Here is a 19,765-nt window from a genome sequence, read left to right as displayed (position 1 = left end):
AGGGCTTCATGTCTATGGATATTTTAGTAGTTGGCGGCGGCGGCCGGGAGCATGCAATCATCTGGAGCCTGTCCCGCAGCCCCAAAGCCGGTAAAATCTACTGCGCCCCCGGCAATGCCGGGATTGCGCAGCTTGCGGAGTGTGTGCCAATCGGCGTATTCGAGTTCGATAAGCTGGTTGCGTTTGCCAAGGAGCGGAAGATCGACTACGTTGTCATCGGACCGGATGATCCGCTGGCGGCTGGCATCGTTGATGCCTTTGAAGCGCACGGCATTCCAGTATTCGGGCCGCGCAAAAATGCGGCAGAAATTGAAGGCAGCAAAACCTTTATGAAGGATCTGCTCCATAAATACAGCATTCCTACGGCAGCTTACGAGAAGTTCAGCGACTATGATGCGGCGCTTGCCTACTTGCGTGGCCAGGGGCTGCCGATTGTCATCAAGGCGGACGGGCTGGCCGCAGGTAAAGGTGTAACCGTGGCCTACTCGCTGGAAGAAGCGGAGCTGGCCCTGCGGGATATTATGGTGACCAAGGTGTTCGGGGAAGCCGGTGCACAGGTTGTCATTGAGGAATTCCTTGCCGGGCAGGAAATGTCGATTCTGGCTTTTGTGGACGGGGAGACGGTGCGCCCGATGGCTGCTGCCCAGGATCACAAGCCGGCGTATGACGGGGATAAGGGTCCCAATACCGGAGGCATGGGTACGTATTCGCCTCTGCCGCATATTGATCAGGCCATTATTGATGAAGCGGTGGAGACGATTATCAAGCCGACGGCCAAAGCGATGGTGGCGGAAGGCCGTTCCTTCAGCGGTGTGCTGTTCGCCGGTCTGATGATCTCACCGGACGGCAAACCGAAGACGATTGAATTCAACGCCCGCTTCGGTGATCCCGAGACACAAGTGGTCCTTCCAAGGCTGAAGAGTGATCTGCTGGAGATTTTCCTCGCCGTAACCGAGGGCCGGCTGGCTGACATCGAGATCGAATGGAGCGAGGAAGCGGCGGTCTGCGTGGTATTGGCTTCTGAAGGGTATCCCGGAACGTATCCCAAGGGTGTGCCGATTGCCGGGCTTGAGAACAGACCGGATGAGCTGATCTTTCATGCCGGAACTGCACGCGGTGAAGACGGAAGCTGGGTAACGAACGGTGGCCGGGTGCTTGGAGTCGTTGGCATGGGCGCAACCATTGCCGAGGCGCGTGCAGCGGCATACGCCAGCGCGGAGACTATTTCTTTTTCCGGGATGCACAAGCGCAGCGATATTGCAATGAAGGCGCTTGTCTGAGGATAAAGAACTGTATTACAGCAGGCTTTTACGCTATTAGTCCTAAAAAAGGACTGACAAGTGATAGAAGAAGTGCTATAATACAACTCGTACGGGGGAAAAATGTGCGGAAATATACAGATAAAGGGTCTTTCCTTTCAGGAAAGGCCTTTTTTAAATCATTAGCTTCAAGGGGGAATTACTTTTGAGTAAGGTTGGAAGAAATGAGCCATGCCCATGCGGAAGCGGGAAAAAATATAAAAGATGCTGTCTGGACAAAGAAAAATCTGCAGTACAATCCATATTGCGGATGGTAACAGCCGAGGAAGCGGCTGCCCATGAGGCGGCAGACATCCAGCCGGAAATAGAACAGCCGGTCCAGGCAGCCGCGATCCGGCCTGAGAGCAAGCTTACATTGACCAAGCTGAAAAAAATGGTGGCGCGTGAGATGCAATGGGAGCATCCGGCTCATGAGCAGCTGGCGCTGCAGCTTATTGAGAGTATGCGGAATGAGTATGAGCGGGAGCTGATTTTTGAAGCGCTGGTGCTGTGGAACGGCTATTCCCGCCAGGCTAAGCCTGCCGTGAAGAAGGCAGGCTCCTTCTGCGCGGCTATCGAGTATCTGCTGTCCGAAGAATACGGCTTTAATATTTCGCAGGCTAAGCTTGCTGGCAAATATGAGGTTACAACGGCGACGATTTCACGCAAGGTTAAGGAAATGCTTAACTATATTGAGGAGTACGGGATGGGCGGCGAGGCTGATGAGCTCCTGGCGCTGAACGGCCCGGGCACACCTAAGGATAAAGCGCAGGCCCTGCTCTACATGGCGATGGAAGCGACTTCTTCCAAACGGAGAATACAACTGGCACAAGCAGCGCTGGAAATGTATCCGGGCAGCTCTGACGCTTATCTCATTCTGGCCGAGGAGTCGGAGAACGAGGAAGATGCCCGGGCTTATCTCAAGGCGGGAATCACTGCAGGCGAACGCGAGCTGGGTGATCTGTTTTTTGCGAAGAATAAAGGACACTTCTGGGGCCTCCAAGAGACCCGCCCTTATATCCGCATTTGCAAAAGCTACGCCGAGTCCTGCTGGTTTGGTGGAAACGCCGAAGAAGCGGCGCAGACCCTGGAGCATATCCTTGAGCTGAATACGGAAGACAATACCGGTGCACGCTACCTGCTCGCTGCTGTGTACCTGTACAGCAACCAGTTGGACCTGGCGGAGCAGGTGCTGGAGAAGTACGGCAAGGATGATGCCGCTGCCGCTTTTGCCTATGACCGGATCATTCTGGAGTACAAGAAGAACGGAATCACTTCCCAGCTTAAAATGCTGTACCGCGTGGCACGGGGTGTGAACAAGCATGTGCCCGATTACCTGCTGGGTGTGAAGCGTCTGCCGCATAACCTCCCGGATTTTGTCGGGATGGGCGACCCGAATGAGGCAATCGAATATGTGATTATGCACTCCCGTCTATGGGCGAGTGTACCGGACCTGCTCAAGTGGATGCTTAAGCAGTAGGATATCATCCAGACAACCAATCACAGCCGCATGCGGCTGTGATTTTTTTTGTTGTTAGGAGATTATGATTTTCCGCCTCTTGTGGAATAAGGCGTGTATAAAGTTGGGGATAAGCTACTTTTGGTCCCAATTTCCGCAGGACGAATGTGATTTGCTTCGCGGAAGAGGCTTGGAGGTTATGATTCCCGGAGTGAAGTGGAAAAAGTAAACATAAATATACTCAAAAGCGTTCCGTAGGGACGTTAGTGGGAATAAGTAAACTTAATTGGAGCGATTCCAGCTAGAATGTTGCGAATCGACCGGATTAGGTGGACTTTTTCCCACAAACGCTTGCTATGGAGCGGAAGGGGACAAAATTAAGTTCCCTTTTTCCACTTGGGTCTGTCCCCGCAGGGCAAGGTGACTCAATCACAATGCACGATGGGATCACGCGATATCCAACAAAATTCAACGCGAAAATTGACGTATTATATAACATGATGCAGAAAAAAAGAGAATGCAAAAAAAAGAATTGACCTGGGCGAGTTTTATGGTTATATTTGCAATATATTAGGAAATATTATCAAATGCTAGCGAAGCTGCAACGGGGATTTCCGACATTGTGAAGCGTGCCTAAGGGGTGGTTTATTTGAACAATACAACCACGATTCGTACCGAGCTGGAGAGTTTTATAGAACGCGAAGGGCTAAGCTTTAGCCAATTGGGAAGGCTGGCTGGCCTCAACGCAGGTACGGTGAGTTCCATCCTGAAGGGCAACCGGATTATGGCTGTGGATCAGTTGGACCGGATGACTGCGGTGCTGGATCTGAATCAAGGTCATTTCTACGAGCAGTACATTCAGGAGTGTATGGTGCAAGCCGTGCCGAATTGGCGTAGAGTCAGACCCTTGCTGTACCGTTGTGCGGAGCTGGACAAGCTGGACTGTATCGAGCAAATGCTGCCGCTGCTGCTCGACAATCTGACTTATTCGCCATTGCTCTTCGAGGTAGCTGAGGAATTCTTCGCGGAAGGCAAGCACGCTGCGGCGGCCCTGCTCTATGAGAGTGTGGCGCTCAGTGAGAGACGGCAGCATTCCGAACGGCTGGCTTTTTGCCAGTATCGTTTGTTTACGCTCCGGTTAAGCGATAATCAGGAGGACAACCTCCAGTGTGCGCTGCAATTTGAGCCTTTTGTGGATCGGCTTGACGAGATAGACCAGCTTGATGCACTAAGAGACCTGGCGAATACGTACCGTTCGCTGAGGCGCTGGGACAAGGTGGATCGGATCGCCCAGGAAATGGGGCGTCTGGCCCATATTCAGCTTTTTACGCCTGTCCAACCAACAAGAGTAAGGCAGGAGCCTAGGAAGAAGCCGAAGAAACCAATGTTTGTATATTTGGCCTTCTCTTATATGCTTCGGGGAAGTGTCTGTAATGCCAGGGGCGATCATGAGCAAGAGATGCAATTTGCATGCGCTTATGAGGACTTGAGCTGGGTCAAGGAAACGGATGAGGACACCTTGCATTGGCTGAAGCTGTATAAAGGATGGGCAGAGGCCAATATGTATGTGTCCAAGCTGATGCGCGGGGATGAAAGCGTACTTGCCGATTATGTATCCTATATAGCACAGAACAAGGATGAGCTTCTGGTTGGCTTATTAAACATTACAGAGGCGGCCAATCTGTTTGATCTCAATGTGGATCACATCCTGCAGTATTTTGATTCCGAAATTAACGGCTACATGCAGATGCAGCATCAGGAGGCTGTGGGTGTATATACGAAGCAAGTGGTTTCCGAGCAATATGCCCGTTTTCTGCACGGGGTTGCCCAGTATTATCTGAGGCAAGGCCTGTACCTGATGGGTTTTGAATACTTATTGGCCGGTTTGTACACGTCATCTCTCATCAACAACGAAACCCGTATTCTCGCTTTTGTGAGGCTATTTGAGAGATATAGAGCATTTGCATCCCATGAAATACAACATAGATATCAGAACCTATTAAAAGAGGAGGAAGAAGAACATGAAAAGAAAATTAGCATCCCTATTGGTCGTAGCTAGTTTTGCTTTAGTGTTGGTTATTCCAATTTCTGCAGGGATCAATCATTCATTCAGCGCTTTTTCTGAATTTCATGGAGGTTAATCTATTTCTATAGTTCTGGAGTTAACGATATAGCTTGGAAAGACCAGTCTTGCGGCTGGTCTTTTCTTGATTTCTCCATAAAAATTATCAGAAAAAAATTTCACCCCGAAAAAGACATAGCCCTCTAAAATACTAACTAAGGAGGGATAAGAGTGAGAGAAGTAGAATGTCTAAAGCAAATTTTGGAAGAGGCTCGGCAAGACCTGAACAATCTGCAATATCAGTACGACTTGGATCATCCAGCCGTGCTTCATCAGTCGATGGTGCTCGACGAACTGATTAACCAATACACGAGAAGCAATGTCGCACAAGTAAGAAAAAGATCAGGTTCAGCAGGCGGCAGGCTGCCTGGTGAGGACCTGTGGAACGCCCATTCGCAGCTCTATCGTACTGCAAACTCCGCCTCATAAAACGGAGGCAAGAACCACTCTACGCACTACACAGCCTTCTTTGTTTCTTCTAACGATTACAGCAGCTTTGATAGAATGGAATAGCGGGGCGTTACACTGCAGGTTTTTTCTTTTGAGCAAAGGCTTATAAAGTACTGCTGTTGTTGCGCCTCATATTTCTGTAAGATCCCCCTTCCAAACCTTCCTGCCATAAAACCCAACAACTCTCATCCCCGCTGAAGCGGTATTTGTATTGCCCGGAAAGGACAATGCTTGATAAAATGTCCTCGGAAGAGTATGTTACAAGAAGCGATATGATTAGACAGAAGACAGTGAGGCGAGGATAAATGAGAGAAGGCGAAGACCGGATCGTAGGAATGGAAGATATTGTGCGGGCACATCATGTGCTGCGGGAGGTTATTACCCGTACCCCGCTTCAACTGGATGGGGTGCTGTCGACCAAATACGGCTGCAATGTGTATCTAAAACGTGAGGACCTGCAGATTGTCCGCTCTTTCAAGATCCGCGGCGCGTATAATATGATTCGCAGTCTGTCTGCAGAGGACAGAGCCAAGGGCATTGTCTGTGCCAGCGCGGGAAACCATGCGCAGGGCGTAGCGTTTTCCTGTAAGGCTCTAGGAATCAAAGGCAAGATCTACATGCCTAGCACTACCCCTAACCAGAAGATTAAGCAGGTCCGGAAGTTCGGCGGCGAGTACGTTGAGGTGATTCTGAAGGGGGACACCTTCGATGATGCGTACGATGAGGCGCTCCAGGCGTGCATTGATCATAGCATGACACTGATCCATCCCTTCGATGAACCGCGGATTATCGCCGGCAACGGCACCATTGCTATGGAGATTATGGAGAGCCTCGACAAGCCGGCGGATTTTGTGTTCGTCACCATCGGCGGAGGCGGCCTGGCTGCCGGTGTCGCCACCTATGTGAAGACGGTTAGCCCGTCCACCAAAGTTATAGGCGTAGAGCCTTCTGGAGCGGCCTCCATGAGTGAAGCGATTGAGCGTGGAGAAGTGGTTACGCTGAAGGAAATCAATAAATTTGTCGACGGAGCGGCTGTGAAGCGGGTCGGCGGATTGACCTATGATATTTGCTCCCGCCGCCTGGATGATGTCGTTAAGGTGCCGGAAGGCAAGGCATGCACAACCATTCTGGAGATGTATAATGAGAACGCAATTGTTGTGGAACCGGCGGGCTCGCTGCCGATTGCGGCGCTTGATCTGTACCGTGATCAGATCAGGGGCAAAACCGTGGTCTGTATCGTCAGCGGCGGCAACAATGATATTGACCGGATGCAGGAGATCAAGGAGCGCTCGCTGATCTATGAAGGCTTGAAGCATTATTTCATGGTTAATTTTCCGCAGCGGGCCGGAGCATTGCGCGAGTTCCTGGCTGAAGTACTGGGACCCGGGGATGACATCACCCGATTCGAATACACGAAGAAGAACGACAAGGAGAACGGCCCGGCGCTTGTTGGGATCGAGCTTCAGCACAAGGAGGACTACGCCCCGCTCATCGAGCGGATGCAGCAGAAGGGCGTGGATTATCTGGAGATCAACAAGGACCCGAATTTGTTTAATATGCTGATCTAATATATAAAAAGGCCCGCCCCAAATGATTAAGGGGCGGGCCTTTTGCAATGTAACAGGATCAGGAGAGCGGCGCTTCCGTCTTCAGGTATTGCTTTACACCGTCATCCAGCTTATAGTCATTCTCTTTCATCAGCTTCATGAAGCCTTCCAGCTTTTGCAGAAACGGGCTGCTGCCGGTATTCTTCGTCAGAATGCCGCTGTAAGCCTTCTGCGCCTCCAAATCCATCTCCAGGTTGTCGTAATGGAAGAGCGGCGTATTGTTCTGTCCGTAAAAGGTATTGATAACATACATGGAATACAAGGCCTTCACTGCTGATATCCGGTTGGATTTGGGATAGGACTGAATGAACTGCTCCTGGGCCAGCGCCCTAGCGGCAACATCGCCCCAGGAAATGATGAGTCCGTTATCCTTGGAAGAGGGCAGATCTGCTTCTGTACCCATAATCGAAATATAATCACGGATGTCGCTGGTAACATACAGCTTATATTTACGGTAGGCTGCATAATCAATCACTGGAAAAAAGGAACCTTCAGCCGTCTCCAGCTTGTACCCGCTTTCTCCCGCGCTTTTCAGCAGGCTCCGCAAGGACACGTCCTCTGTGCTCTCGGCCAGCTTGGCCATACTGATACCCGCTTTATACACCGAGGTAAGCTTCCGCTGGGTAATGCTGCTGCTGAACTTGCTCTCCCAGGCCTTCAGGGCGGCTTTGTGGAGATTTTCCAGCTTCAGGGTCAATATAGTCGCCTGATAGGGGGTGACCGCATAAATATTGCTGTTCAAGTATTGAATAGCCTCCGGGAGCTTAGCGGAAGAGGCCAGCAGTGTCAGGGCCGTCTTGTAGACGGCATCAGCGTGGCTGCCGGTCACCACAGAAGCCGCCTTGCTGCCTGCGGCGGAAGCCCCGCCAGGGCTGCTTCCTGAACCTTCGGCAAGCACATGCCCTGCAAGGCCTGATTGCAGTCCCACAGCTGCAGCTATTGCTATGGAAAGAATGGTGTGTATCTTCTTCATGGAAGTTTCCTCCTGTATAAGCCCGAAATGAAATCGCCATCTATGATTTGAAGAATATAAATTTCAATCCAAGCCCTCCAGCCACGGCAAGAGCGAGGCTCACCCACGGGGAGAGAGAAATAACCGGAAACAGGTTGTCGAGATATACCCCGAGGAATACCGCGATGACAGCGATGCCGACATAGATTCCGAGACCTTTGATATCGAACTTCTTGGGCTTCGGGGCATCGTCCTCGGACAAGGAGGACATCCACTTCATAATCAGCTCGATGAGGACAATAGAGCCTGCCCCGGCGACCACGATTGTGAAGATGCTGATCTGGCCGAACATGCCTGCGGTCCCGGAGCTCCATAGCAGGAAGAGTCCGGCAATTGCGTATATAGCGAAGAGGCCGGTAAGCGCTGCCCAGGGAATCATCAGGTAATAGTTCAGCTTGCTGCGTTCAGTTCGTGCGGGAGCACTCCCGGCAATCTCCTTGAAATAATCCTCCGGGTGCTCGCCGAAAATCTGCTTGGCATTTTTTCCTTTGCCCTGTCCCTCCAGCAGGAGTGCCGCTGCCTCAAGAAGCAGTTCCTCCGTGCGGACCGGATCTACCTTGCTGGCCCGGAGCGCCAGCAGCATATCTTCATAATAAGAGCGGTTAAACGGTGTCATCTGCTCGCGCAGCACATTATTTTGCTTAATCATAGCTTTGACTTTCATTGTATGGACGTAAACCTCCAGTATGGTTGATCGGTACAGCCTTCAACCTAAAGTATACGTTTGCCTGGCTGCTGTGTGCAAGGACATCCATGCTCCCGGGAATAATCCTTGTGAATAAGTGAACACTGTTAAAGAATCTGCATCTGCTTCACAAACTAGGCTAAAGGAAGGCAGGGAGCGTTATGGAAACTGAGAAAAGACAGCGATTCGGCAAATTCGTGGGTGACGGCTTCGCGCCTGTGCCAACGTATGGAGTAGGGGATTGGGGCAATTCCGATGGCTTCAGCTTATGGGACTCCTCGCAGGATTCGCTGGAGAATGGGCTGGGGGATTGGCCAGGCAGACGGGAAACCCATGATATGTTTCACGACAGCTACGATTGAGTGAAGCGGTAACCTGGCATGTTTGAGGCCTCTTTTGTTCCTTGTGGAGCGAAAGAGGTCTTTTCTGTTGACAATAATAACGCAAGCCGTATAATTAAGATATAAATCTTACTAAATTAATCGGAATTATTATAATTTAAGATAAATTACCTTTCTGAGGAGGGTTCGGCAATGGAACGGAATATTATCATCCGGCATAACGGGGAAGAATTAACAGCGAGCATCCATTATCCATCCGGTGGAAAAGGGGGCTCAGGGCGCTGCAAGGACCGGGTGCCACTAGCTGTAATCTGCCACGGGTTCGTAGGTAACCGGATCGGTGTGGACCGGATCTTCGTCAAAGCAGCCCGTGAGCTGGCTTCGGACGGATATATGGTGATTCGCTTTGATTATGCGGGCTGCGGGGAGAGCAGCGGTAATTATGGCAGCGAGAACATGGAGTCCATGATTGCCCAGACCCGGGCTGTGCTCGATTATGGCATTAGCTCTGCAGATGTGGACCCGCAGCGTGTAACGCTGATCGGACACAGTCTTGGCGGAGCAGTGGCGTTATTGACCGGGGTACGGGACCGCCGGGTCAAGAATCTCGTACTGTGGGCTGCGGTTGGCTATCCGTTCAATGATATCGTAAAGATTGTGGGAAGGGAAGCCTACGACCGTGCGGTGCAGAGCGGGTCTTCGGATTTTGCCGGATATAACTTCACCCCGGTCTACTTCAACTCGCTCGCTGCGTTCCAGCCTTTTCAGGAGGCAGCTAAGTTCAGCGGCGATGTGCTGGTGATTCACGGAACCTCCGATGATGTAATTCCAGTGGACTATGCCTTCCTCTACCAGAAGCTGTTCTGGACACGTCCTGAGGGACGCTGCGACAAAGAGGTGATTTTTCAGGCTGATCATACATTCTCTTCAGGCCAGGCCCAGACGCAGGTGCTGAAACGGACCAAGGATTGGATGAATCAGCAGGAGCATGTGCAGGAGGAATGGCAAAACTGGATGATATAGGATTGTCCCAAGCTCGCATTAACTCAGAATAAGCGGTAAAATATAGGGGCAGACCATATACTGGGTTATGGAGGTTGGCACCCTATGAAATTACCGGCATTTTTTATTGCACACGGCTCACCGCTCCTTGCCCTTGAGGACAACGAATATACCCGTTTCCTGGAGCGGCTGGGGGCTGATCTGGGGACACCACGCGGCATAGTTGTCTTCTCTGCGCATTGGGACAGTCCGGAGCAGCTGCTAACGGTGGACGAACAGCACGAAACCTTGCATGATTTCTACGGATTCCCGGGCGAGCTGTATTCGCTGGCCTATCCGGCTCCGGGTGACCCCGCACTCAGCCGCCGAATCTCCGGGCTGTTTACAGACAAGAATCTTCCTCACCAGCCTGTGCTGGGCCGGGGACTCGACCACGGGGTCTGGGTAATTCTGAAGAAGATGTTCCCGGAAGCCGATATTCCGGTAGTGGTCTTGTCCGTCGATTCCCTGCGTTCCCCTGAGGAGCAGTACCGTATCGGCCAAATGCAGGCGCCGCTGCGCGAAGAGGGAATTCTGCTGATTGGAAGCGGCGGCCTGGTACACAATCTGCGCTTGCTTAAACAGGATGACCAGCCGGAGCAATGGGCGCTCGATTTCGATGCCTGGATAGCGGAGGGGCTTGCAGCATGGGATTTGCCAACACTGTTCAGCTATGACACGAAAGCGCCGCATGCACGTAATGCGGTTCCTACATACGGAAGGGAGCATTTTGTTCCGCTCTTCTATATTATGGGAACGGCCGATGAAGGCAGAAGGGCGCAGCTAATGATTCAGGCTTACCAATACGGAACACTCAGCCTGAATTGCTGGATGATGGATTAGACATACAATAAACGCAGGATACAGCCGGACATTTGGGCTGTATCCTTTTTAATGCGCCGGGATCAAGACAAATGCCGCCCGCTGTGATTAAATGGAAGATAACTGACAGCACAGCAAAACGGCTCGTACAAAGCAAGCTTTGCTGTGAAGCAAAATCAAAAGAAATTAGGAGGAAACAAAACATATGACCCTTAGCGGCTATTCTTCCCGTCTTATATTATGCTGCATGCTTGCGGGCCTGCTGCTCTCTGCCTGCGGAACCCGGCAGCCGGAGGCTGTACCCTCACCGCCGGATGCGCCTACCCTCGCGCCATCGCCTTCTGCTTCGGCCGAGCCTTCGCCGACAGCCGAGCCTGTTAGTGGAGGGCTAACCTCCGGTCTGACAGGGCTTCCGGTCCAGGATAGCGTCCTCCCCCGGCCGCTAGCGGTAATGATCAACAACGCGCCGGCCGCCCGGCCGCAATCAGGAATCAGCGAGGCCGATATCCTATATGAGGTGCTGGCCGAAGGAGGGATTACGCGGCTGATCGGGATCTTCCAGAGCCATACCGGCGTCGTCAAAATCGGACCCATCCGCAGTATCCGCCCCTATCTGATCGACCTTGGCGAGAGCTACGGGGGCGTGACGGTACACGCCGGAGGAAGCCAAGCGGCGTATGCCATTCTCCAGAAGGAGAAAAAGGATGACATGGACGAGATTGGCCGGGCCGGGGCTTATTTCTGGCGGGACAAGGAGCGTAAAGCGCCGCATAATCTGTACAGCAATGCCGCCAAGCTGCGCGAGGGGGCGGACAAGCTCGGATACGCCGGGACCGTACAGGTTCCGGGCTATCTTTTCACAAATCCAGATTATATTCCAGTCGAAGGGGAGCCTGCTGCCGAGTTCAATGTTCAGTTTCAGCTAAAGAGCTATACTGTGGGTTATAAATACAGTGAGGAACGGGGAACTTATTTGAGATGGGTGAACGGCAGTCCGCATCTGGATCTGAACAACGGGAATCCGGTGGAAGCCGCCAATGTCATCGTGCTGGGAGCGGATCATAAGGTGCTGGATGATGTGGGGAGACTGCAAATTGATGTGGAGCTGGGGGGAGAAGCACTGCTCTTTCAGCGTGGACAGGTGATCAAGGGCAGATGGGCACGCAAGCCGGATGATGTGATCCGCTTTGTGAAGAAGGACGGCAAAGAGGCGCTCCTGTATCCCGGCGTGACCCATTTTCTGATTGTGCCGAACAGCCCGTCCTTCGACAGCCATGTAGATATCTCGCCGGCTCCCGGCAAGGCTTGAAGCAGCGGAAAACCATGCAAATCTGACAATTGTTATGGATATTCTAGAAATATGTCATTTTAATGTTAAAAAGTTCGGTTCTTTGTCTTCAATACCTTCTATCGATATGATAAGATAACAAGGGTTGTCATTCATTTTCATGATGTTTACATATGAATGGCTTCACATTTCATTTACACGGCAATTTTATGTAAAGGGGCTTAATCGAATGAAGTTGAGAAAAAAGGACATATTCTTTGAGACATTGGAAAATATGGCCGATACCATTGTCCAGGCGGCAGACTATTTCGCTCAGAATATTACCTCTCTCCGGGAAAATGTCGAGAACTTCGCAGCGGTGATGAAGAAATATGAATCCCAATGCGACACTTACACGCACACCATCATCAAGGAACTGAACAAAACGTTCATCACTCCGCTGGAACGGGACGACATTATGGACCTCACTACAAGCATGGATGATGTAATTGACGGTCTGGAAGCTTCAGCCTCACGTTTCTATATGTACAGCCTGCTGGATCCGGATGAATACATCGTGCAGTTCGCAGAGATTCTCCGCCAGTCCGCCTATGAAATTCAAAAAGCGGTTCACCTGCTCTCCCAGAAGAAGCTGCTTGCGATCCGCGAGTATACGATCCGTCTAAACGATCTGGAGAATCAAGGCGACGAAGTGCTCCGCATCTGCACCAAAGCCCTGTTCGAAACCGTTAAGGACCCTATTGAGCTGATCAAGCGCAAAGAGGTGTACGAGCGGCTCGAAACTACAACCGATAAATGCGAAGATGTAGCCAACATGCTGGAATCGATCATCATGCGCAACTCATAAGGGGCTTAGAAATATGGAAACATCATTATTTGTGCTAGGATTTGTTATTTTTCTCGCGCTTGCCTTCGATTTCATCAACGGGTTCCATGATACGGCCAACGCCATCGCCACCTCGGTATCAACACGGGCGCTTCGGCCGCGCACAGCCATTCTTCTGGCAGCCTCGATGAACTTTATTGGCGCATTGCTCTTTACCGGAGTAGCCAAAAAAATCGGCGGCAGCATCACCGATCCCACCCTGCTGGACAACGGGGTAGATATCGTCATAGCTACGCTGATCGCCGCGATTATCTGGAACCTGGTTACCTGGTGGCTCGGCATCCCATCCTCCTCTTCCCATGCGCTTATCGGTGCGCTCGCGGGAGCGGTATATGTGGGAGCAGGCGATGAGCATATCAAATGGAACGGCTTCATTGAAATTGTCGAGGGGCTGATATTCTCCCCGCTGATTGCTTTTGCTATCGGTTATATCGTCATGACGATTCTGAAATGGATCTTCGCCAGACGCAGCCCGCATACGGTGAACAAAGGCTTCCGCTCGATGCAGATCATCACCGCAGCCTTTCAGTCTTTCACGCACGGCACGAACGATGCCCAAAAGGCGATGGGGATCATTACCTTTGCGCTCGTAACCTCGGGCAGGCTCGATACAATGGAGGTTCCACTCTGGGTTAAGATTGCTACAGCAACCTCAATGGCGCTTGGTACGTCAATTGGCGGCTGGAAGATCATCAAGACTATGGGAACGAAGATTTTCAAGATTGAGCCGATCAACGGCTTCGCAGCGGATATTTCCGCCGCTTCCGTTATTTTCTCAGCTACATTGCTGCATTTGCCGGTAAGTACGACGCATGCCATCACATCATCCATTCTGGGTGTAGGCTCGGCCAAACGGTTCTCCGCCGTGAAATGGGGAGTAGCCGGACGTATTGTCATTACCTGGTTCATTACGATTCCGATCAGCGCAGTGCTGGCGGGAATTGTGTTCAAAATCATATTCTAAGCAGCATGAATGAGATGTCACGACAAGCCACGGACGGCTGCGGACATCTTTTTTTGTACGCCGTCAGACCGCTGGAATGCGGGCTGGCGGTTTTTTTGTGGAAACAGGCTGGTGGCTATAACCCTGAATTTGGGGGAGAACGGCTTCATGCTGTACAATGATTATGAACAACGGCAACGGAATATTGCACCTAACGGAGGACTCATAGATGATACGAACACTGGCGGTAACACATAAGGGTGAGGTGATAACAGATCTGCCGCTTCAAAGTATTGTGCTTGCGGACTATGCCTGGATTTGGGCGGATTTTGCCACACCGACAATGGAAGAAACGCTGCTGCTGGATACCTATTTTCACTTTCATCCCCTGGCGATTGAAGACTGCATGCATGTGCTGCAGCGGCCGAAGCTGGATTATTACGAGGATGTCCAGTTTTTCGTGCTGCATGCGCTGAATGAACAGACCTTGGAGGCGGAAGAAATAGACCTTTTTCTCAGCAAAAGCTTCCTGGTATCCTACCACCATCAGGAGAAGCCGGAGATGGACGAGGCCTGGGAATTAGTGAAGTCGGAAATACATAGCCGCAAAGGCTGGTCGGGCGGTCCGATAGCTGCTGCGTATACGGTGATGGATAAGCTGGTGGATCGCTATTTCCCGAGCCTGTACACTCTTGAAGACGAATTGGCCGATCTGGAAAGCCAGGGCGGCCAAGAGTCGGTGGAGGAATTAATGAGTCAGGTGTTTAACGTGCGCGGGAGATTGCTTAAGCTGCGCCGGACCATTGTGCCGATGCGTGACCTGATGTACCGGATTGTCAATTCGCAGCATGTGCAGAGCAATGGGGAGGAGCGGATCTATTTTGGCGATATCTATGACCATCTGCTGAAGCTGACCGATATGATTGAAGTAGACCGTGAAATGACCGCCGATCTGCGCGACAGCTACATCTCGCTCAACTCCAACCGTATGAATTCTATTATGAAGACGCTCACGGTAATCACCACCGTATTTATGCCGCTGACGCTGATTGCCGGGATCTACGGAATGAACTTCAAAGTAATGCCGGAGCTGGACTGGAAATATGGCTACCTTGGGGTGCTGCTGCTTATGCTGGTGCTTGGCGTGGGGATGTTTCACTGGTTCCGGCGCAGCGGCTGGTTTAAGTAGCTCTATAACTCAGAACGATTAACGACTGCCTGCTAAAAGCGTTAAACGCCGCCTTATCTGCGGCGGCGTCTAACGGAGGAAGGGGCGGATCTGCGACGGTTCTTCGGAGCCGTTTTTTTGCGGGATTGTGATCCCTGGCGTCTCTTCTTACGCCGTTTGGGGCTGTAGAGCGCTGCATCTTCCTCTGCCGCCTTTTCCCCTGCTGCCGATTTCTTGCCTTTGCCGAAGTTGCTCATAAGGAGCTTCACCATAGGCGCCATCTGCTGAAACCCCTGCATAACCTTCTGTACTTTGCCCATAGAACTTACAATCCCGTCTACGCCGCCCAGCCGGTCTATAATCCCCTTAATCTGGTCCATATTCGGCAGATTTCCAAGTCCCCCGAGCAATCCGCCGGCCTTGGAGGCTGCCGCTTCGGCAGCGGGTGCAGCGAGCGAGGTATCCACAACTTCCGTCCCTACTGCAGGGAGCAATGTGGCTTCACCAAACTGTGGCGTCTGAGGTGCCTGGGGAAATGCGCTAATCCCGGGATATGGCGATGAAGGATATGACCCGGCCAGTGAACGCCCGTTCCGGCGGGAATGATTATAGTAATGATCAGGCATAACATCACATTCCTTCGTTAGTGGTTTGCTATACTGTATGTCATAGGCGAACATAAGGTATAGACGAACGCCCGGTTTACCGGGATAGCAGCGGAAAAGGGCGAACGCCTATCCGGCAGCTTCGGAAGTGAAAAAACCGTGTCCATGCTTGATTTTCAGTGCTTATGTAGTACTATAGTTAAGGTGGCAAATCCTATGAATTGTGGAGGAGAAAGTGATTAGCTGCAATAATTGTGTGCGTGTGGGGTGGACGTTTGTCCATCGTTTTCATTCTTTACAGCGTGAAATCGTTAATGCTTGAAAAATGTGCTCTAGTACAATATAGTAAAGGCAAGATAGGTGAACTACACGCCACCTAAGAGGTGGGTGCTTCTTGGTCAATAGAGCTACTGCTCCAAGTTTACCCAAGCTTAGAGGATAGTTCCTATCCCGATCAGTGCCATTTACATGGCTAATTTCAGAAGATTCACAGCAGCATTCCTGTCTCTGTCGTGTTCTGTACGGCATTCAGGACAAGTCCATTCACGTACAGCAAGGTTTTTAACTGCTGCGTTTTTATAGCCGCAGCAGGAACATAATTGACTACTTGCGAAGTTTTTAGGAGCAATAATCAATTCTCTACCGTGCCATTCAGATTTGTATTTAAGCATTTCTCTGAACATGCTCCAAGATACTTCCGATATGGCCTTAGCTAATTTGTGATTCTGCATCATGTTCTTTACACGCAAGTCTTCCATCACAATCACTTGGTTATCGCTGATCATTTGGGTTGACGTTTTGTGCAAGAAGTCTTTACGCTGATTCGCTATTTTTTCATGAAGCTTGGCAACCTTCAGCCTTGCTTTATATCGGTTATGGCTCCCTTTCTTCTTTCTCGACAAGTCCTTTTGAAGCTTGGCTAATCGTTGTTCAGATTTACGTAGATGTTTCGGATTTGCGATTACTTCACCACTTGAAGTCACCGCAAAGTCTTTCAGTCCCAGATCAACGCCAATCTTGTTTTCTGTTTCTGGCAATGGGGTTATCTCTGTTTCAACTAATACGGATGCAAAGTATTTTTCTGATGGTGTTTTGGAAATCGTGCAGGACTTGATCAGCCCCGTGAATGGACGATGTACCTTAATTCGGATTCTTGATTTTAGCTTGGGAATTTTGATCGTTCCATCTTGAATCGCTATCGTTCCGTTTTGATTGTTCGTTGTGAAGCTATTGTTGTTCGTTTTCTTGCTTTTGAAATTAGGGAAGCCCACGCTCTTATCACGAAAGAAATTCTTAAAGGCTTTCTCCAGGTTGAGCTGGGCGTTCGCTAATGCAAGGCTGTCTACTTCTTTCAGCCACGGAAATGCTTTCTTGTATCTGGCAGGTGTATTATGGAGCAACTTCTCTGTTTGTTTATAGTGTTCGATCTTATCCGCAAGCATTTTGTTGTAGATAAAACGGACACACCCGAACGCCTTTGCTAGATATTGTTGTTGCTCATGGTTTGGATAGATGCGGTACTTATAAGCTTTACGTACGAACATGCCAAATCAACTCCTTTCCAGGAATTTAGGAATCCATTATAGCACAAATGTTCGTATGTATGGAAGTTGATTTCCTTTGGGGAAGAAAGCCGTTGCCATTCTTTCCGCCACTTATAAATGGGGGAATTCTGACAACTGATAGTTAAATTTAGGCTATTTAGGGGATGATAATCGATGCAGCTTAAGAAGCTAAACGATAAAAGTATAGACCAATTATTTGAGGCTATTTTAACATTGAAAAATATGGAAGAATGCTATGTTTTCTTCGATGATTTGTGCACAGTTAACGAAATTCAATCCCTCTCACAACGCTTGGAAGTAGCGCGTATGCTGGGCAAAGGTTCTACATACAACCAGATTGAAGCGGAAACGGGAGCCAGCACAGCGACGATTTCGCGTGTGAAGCGCTGCTTGAATTACGGAAATGACGGATATAAATTAACGCTGGAACGTTTGGGACGATAATTCATGAAGCCGGGCGTACTCATCATCAGTCACGGCTCCCGCGATAAGGCCTGGGTGTCTTTGGTTGAGGAGGCGGTAAGCCATTTATCGCTGGGAGAAGAGCTGCCCGTAGCGGTGTCTTTCTTGGAGCTGGTAGAAGGCCGTCTGATTCAGGATGGCATACAGAGCTTGGAACATGCAGGGGTCACAGATATCTTAGTGATCCCCTTGTTTGTGTCTTCCGGCAGTACGCATGTCGATGAGATAGAGTATGCGCTGGGAGCCAAACCTGCGCCGGAGAAGGAGACGGAGCTTGAACGCTTTGCGGTCAAGGCGAAGGTGCACTTCGGCTATCCGGTCGATGATGACCCGGATATTGCGGTCATGATCTGGGACAAGCTGCGCGGGCTGTCGAAGCATCCGCAGCGGGAAGCGATACTGCTCGTGGGCCACGGCAGCAGGCATGAAGGCTTCCGCCAGCGCTGGCAGCAGGGCATCTCCTCGCTGGCGGAGCGTGTGCGCCAGATCAGCGGGGTCGCGGCGGCGGATTACGGGCTGCTGAACCCGGACAGTGTGCGGAGCAAGGTGGAGTACTGGAAGGAGCAGGGCTATGAGGTGCTGGTGGCCCCGCTCTTTTTAAGTGCGGGCTATTTCACCAAACATGTGATTCCGGAACGGCTACGGGGTCTGCAATACGCCTATTCGGGCCAGACGCTGCTGCCGCATCCTTTGCTGCCGCATTGGATTGAGCAGCAGGTGAAGCTTATGCTGGAGCGGTTGCGGGGACAGGGCTGAGCTGTTTTTTTTGAAATGGATACAGTCCTTATATGGACGGCGTAGCCGTTTTTACTTGGAATAAAAAGATAGCGTTTTCTGGTATCTATTTTACCTGCTGAGGCATACATATATTTATGCTTTTGGCTGGCGCATTGGGCTTGCTGCTCCTGTCGATGCATAGAAATATTCCTCTTCCCGGTCTCCGACATTGCTTGTGGGGTCCTGAATTGGGTATAATCAGTAAAGTTATCTATCATATAAACAGGTGGCGTTCCGGTAATGAAAACTGCGAGATTGATTTATAATCCCACTTCGGGTCGGGAAGAAATGAAGAAGAGGCTCGCCGATGTTTTGGACCGGCTGGATATTGGCGGCATAGAAGCTTCCTGCCATGCAACAACCGGAGAAGGCGATGCTACAGCAGCGGCAGCGGAAGCCGTAGAGCGCGGATGTTATGATTTGATTATAGCAGCGGGCGGCGACGGCACATTGAATGAGGTAATCAACGGGATGGCCGAGAAGCCGAATATGCCTCCGCTTGGTATATTGCCGCTGGGGACTACCAATGATTTTGCCCGGGCGATGGGCATTCCGAAGAACTGGGAGGATTCCTGTGATCTGATTCTCCGCCAGGAGTCGCGGCTGATTGACCTCGGCAAAGCCAATGACCGTTATTTCATTAATATAGCCGGCGGCGGAAGACTGACCGAGCTGACATACGAGGTTCCCAGCAGACTGAAGACCATGATGGGCCAGCTTGCCTACTACCTGAAGGGTATTGAAAAAATGGCCAGTCTCTCTCCGCAGGAGCTGTACATCCGCGCGAATGGCCAAGAGCTGATCCATGACGAGTTCATGCTCTTCCTGATCGCGAATACCAATTCCGTAGGCGGCTTCGAGAAGCTTGCTCCAGATGCCCGTATCGACGACGGGCTGTTCGACGTAATCGCGGTTAAGAAATGCAATCTGGCTGAATTCATCCGTCTCGTTAGTCTGACGATCCGCGGTGAGCATCTGCAGGACAAGAAGGTTGTCTATTTCCGCACCGATGCCATGGAAGTCACCTCGCCGGGGTATGTCCAGCTTAACCTGGACGGTGAGCTAGGCGGCACCCTGCCGGGCAATTTCAATATACTGCCGCAGCATCTGCGGATTTTTGCGCAGAATAATTGATCGGGGTAGCGGTATTAACACCTTCAATAGAGGAAAAACTCCAACTAAATGGGCCGAAAAGCCCCCTGTGCGCAGAAATAGTTGGAATCGCTCCACTTAA

At 50.9% G+C, this 19,765-nt stretch carries 20 protein-coding genes; 16 read left to right on the top strand and 4 right to left on the bottom strand.

Annotated features, from left to right (window positions below; all coding sequences use genetic code 11):
• The first annotated feature begins 14 nt into the window (after positions 1–14).
• From purD to ilvA, 5 genes are all read left to right on the top strand, one after another.
• Entirely contained in the window at positions 15–1,280 is a 1,266-nt protein-coding gene (gene purD / locus ACX1DY_RS25810; protein ID WP_458967060.1) for a phosphoribosylamine--glycine ligase, read from the top strand.
• A 184-nt stretch (positions 1,281–1,464) separates the two neighbouring features.
• Positions 1,465–2,778, top strand: a complete 1,314-nt coding sequence (locus tag ACX1DY_RS25805) for an SEC-C metal-binding domain-containing protein (RefSeq protein ID WP_458967059.1) — start codon at positions 1,465–1,467, stop codon at positions 2,776–2,778.
• 628 nt (positions 2,779–3,406) lie between these two features.
• Positions 3,407–4,816: a helix-turn-helix domain-containing protein gene (locus ACX1DY_RS25800; RefSeq protein ID WP_458967058.1), complete on the top strand. Its 1,410-nt coding sequence runs from the start codon at positions 3,407–3,409 to the stop codon at positions 4,814–4,816.
• Between the two features lie 234 nt (positions 4,817–5,050).
• On the top strand, positions 5,051–5,308 hold the full coding sequence (locus ACX1DY_RS25795) for an aspartyl-phosphate phosphatase Spo0E family protein (RefSeq protein ID WP_458967057.1): 258 nt from the start codon (positions 5,051–5,053) through the stop codon (positions 5,306–5,308).
• Between the two features lie 326 nt (positions 5,309–5,634).
• Entirely contained in the window at positions 5,635–6,897 is a 1,263-nt protein-coding gene (ilvA, locus tag ACX1DY_RS25790; RefSeq protein WP_458967056.1) for a threonine ammonia-lyase IlvA, read from the top strand.
• A 58-nt stretch (positions 6,898–6,955) separates the two neighbouring features.
• On the opposite strand, the gene ACX1DY_RS25785 is transcribed toward ilvA, so the two are convergent.
• Positions 6,956–7,909, bottom strand: a complete 954-nt coding sequence (locus tag ACX1DY_RS25785; protein WP_458967055.1) for a hypothetical protein — start codon at positions 7,907–7,909, stop codon at positions 6,956–6,958.
• A 40-nt stretch (positions 7,910–7,949) separates the two neighbouring features.
• Positions 7,950–8,612 carry a DUF1129 family protein gene (locus ACX1DY_RS25780; protein WP_458967054.1) on the bottom strand — a complete coding sequence of 221 codons (663 nt, stop codon included), beginning with the start codon at positions 8,610–8,612 and terminating at the stop codon, positions 7,950–7,952.
• A gap of 182 nt (positions 8,613–8,794) precedes the next feature.
• Here ACX1DY_RS25780 and ACX1DY_RS25775 point away from each other — a divergent pair, with 182 nt between their 5' ends.
• From ACX1DY_RS25775 to corA, 8 genes are all read left to right on the top strand, one after another.
• Positions 8,795–8,995, top strand: a complete 201-nt coding sequence (locus tag ACX1DY_RS25775; RefSeq protein ID WP_458967053.1) for a hypothetical protein — start codon at positions 8,795–8,797, stop codon at positions 8,993–8,995.
• A gap of 171 nt (positions 8,996–9,166) precedes the next feature.
• Positions 9,167–9,997, top strand: a complete 831-nt coding sequence (locus tag ACX1DY_RS25770) for an alpha/beta hydrolase family protein (RefSeq protein WP_458967052.1) — start codon at positions 9,167–9,169, stop codon at positions 9,995–9,997.
• 84 nt (positions 9,998–10,081) lie between these two features.
• A complete protein-coding gene (locus tag ACX1DY_RS25765; protein ID WP_458967051.1) occupies positions 10,082–10,858 on the top strand; it encodes a DODA-type extradiol aromatic ring-opening family dioxygenase in 777 nt (258 codons plus the stop codon).
• 184 nt (positions 10,859–11,042) lie between these two features.
• Positions 11,043–12,146 carry a DUF3048 domain-containing protein gene (locus ACX1DY_RS25760; RefSeq protein WP_458967050.1) on the top strand — a complete coding sequence of 368 codons (1,104 nt, stop codon included), beginning with the start codon at positions 11,043–11,045 and terminating at the stop codon, positions 12,144–12,146.
• 208 nt (positions 12,147–12,354) lie between these two features.
• Positions 12,355–12,972: a DUF47 domain-containing protein gene (locus ACX1DY_RS25755; protein ID WP_458967049.1), complete on the top strand. Its 618-nt coding sequence runs from the start codon at positions 12,355–12,357 to the stop codon at positions 12,970–12,972.
• A gap of 13 nt (positions 12,973–12,985) precedes the next feature.
• A complete protein-coding gene (locus tag ACX1DY_RS25750; RefSeq protein WP_458967048.1) occupies positions 12,986–13,975 on the top strand; it encodes an inorganic phosphate transporter in 990 nt (329 codons plus the stop codon).
• 14 nt (positions 13,976–13,989) lie between these two features.
• Entirely contained in the window at positions 13,990–14,136 is a 147-nt protein-coding gene (locus ACX1DY_RS25745; RefSeq protein WP_458967047.1) for a hypothetical protein, read from the top strand.
• Positions 14,137–14,183: 47 nt separating this feature from the next.
• Entirely contained in the window at positions 14,184–15,143 is a 960-nt protein-coding gene (gene corA / locus ACX1DY_RS25740) for a magnesium/cobalt transporter CorA (protein ID WP_458967046.1), read from the top strand.
• 53 nt (positions 15,144–15,196) lie between these two features.
• On the opposite strand, the gene ACX1DY_RS25735 is transcribed toward corA, so the two are convergent.
• Positions 15,197–15,748, bottom strand: coding sequence for a tyrosine protein kinase (locus ACX1DY_RS25735; protein WP_458967045.1), 552 nt, complete (start codon positions 15,746–15,748; stop codon positions 15,197–15,199).
• 443 nt (positions 15,749–16,191) lie between these two features.
• On the bottom strand, positions 16,192–17,271 hold the full coding sequence (gene tnpB / locus ACX1DY_RS25730; protein ID WP_458967044.1) for an IS200/IS605 family element RNA-guided endonuclease TnpB: 1,080 nt from the start codon (positions 17,269–17,271) through the stop codon (positions 16,192–16,194).
• Positions 17,272–17,445: 174 nt separating this feature from the next.
• Here tnpB and ACX1DY_RS25725 point away from each other — a divergent pair, with 174 nt between their 5' ends.
• The 3 genes from ACX1DY_RS25725 to ACX1DY_RS25715 all read left to right on the top strand — a co-directional run bounded on the left by ACX1DY_RS25725 (position 17,446) and on the right by ACX1DY_RS25715 (position 19,665).
• Positions 17,446–17,736 (top strand): YerC/YecD family TrpR-related protein, encoded by a 291-nt coding sequence (locus ACX1DY_RS25725; protein ID WP_019913624.1) that lies wholly within the window; start codon positions 17,446–17,448, stop codon positions 17,734–17,736.
• A 3-nt stretch (positions 17,737–17,739) separates the two neighbouring features.
• Positions 17,740–18,510 (top strand): sirohydrochlorin chelatase, encoded by a 771-nt coding sequence (locus ACX1DY_RS25720; protein ID WP_458967043.1) that lies wholly within the window; start codon positions 17,740–17,742, stop codon positions 18,508–18,510.
• A gap of 261 nt (positions 18,511–18,771) precedes the next feature.
• Positions 18,772–19,665 (top strand): diacylglycerol kinase, encoded by an 894-nt coding sequence (locus tag ACX1DY_RS25715; protein ID WP_458967042.1) that lies wholly within the window; start codon positions 18,772–18,774, stop codon positions 19,663–19,665.
• Positions 19,666–19,765: the final 100 nt, after the last annotated feature.

This window comes from Paenibacillus sp. BAC0078 (assembly GCF_054483875.1).
The sequence above is the reverse complement of the archived record's forward strand: the minus strand, read 5'-3'. Positions and strand labels throughout refer to the sequence as shown.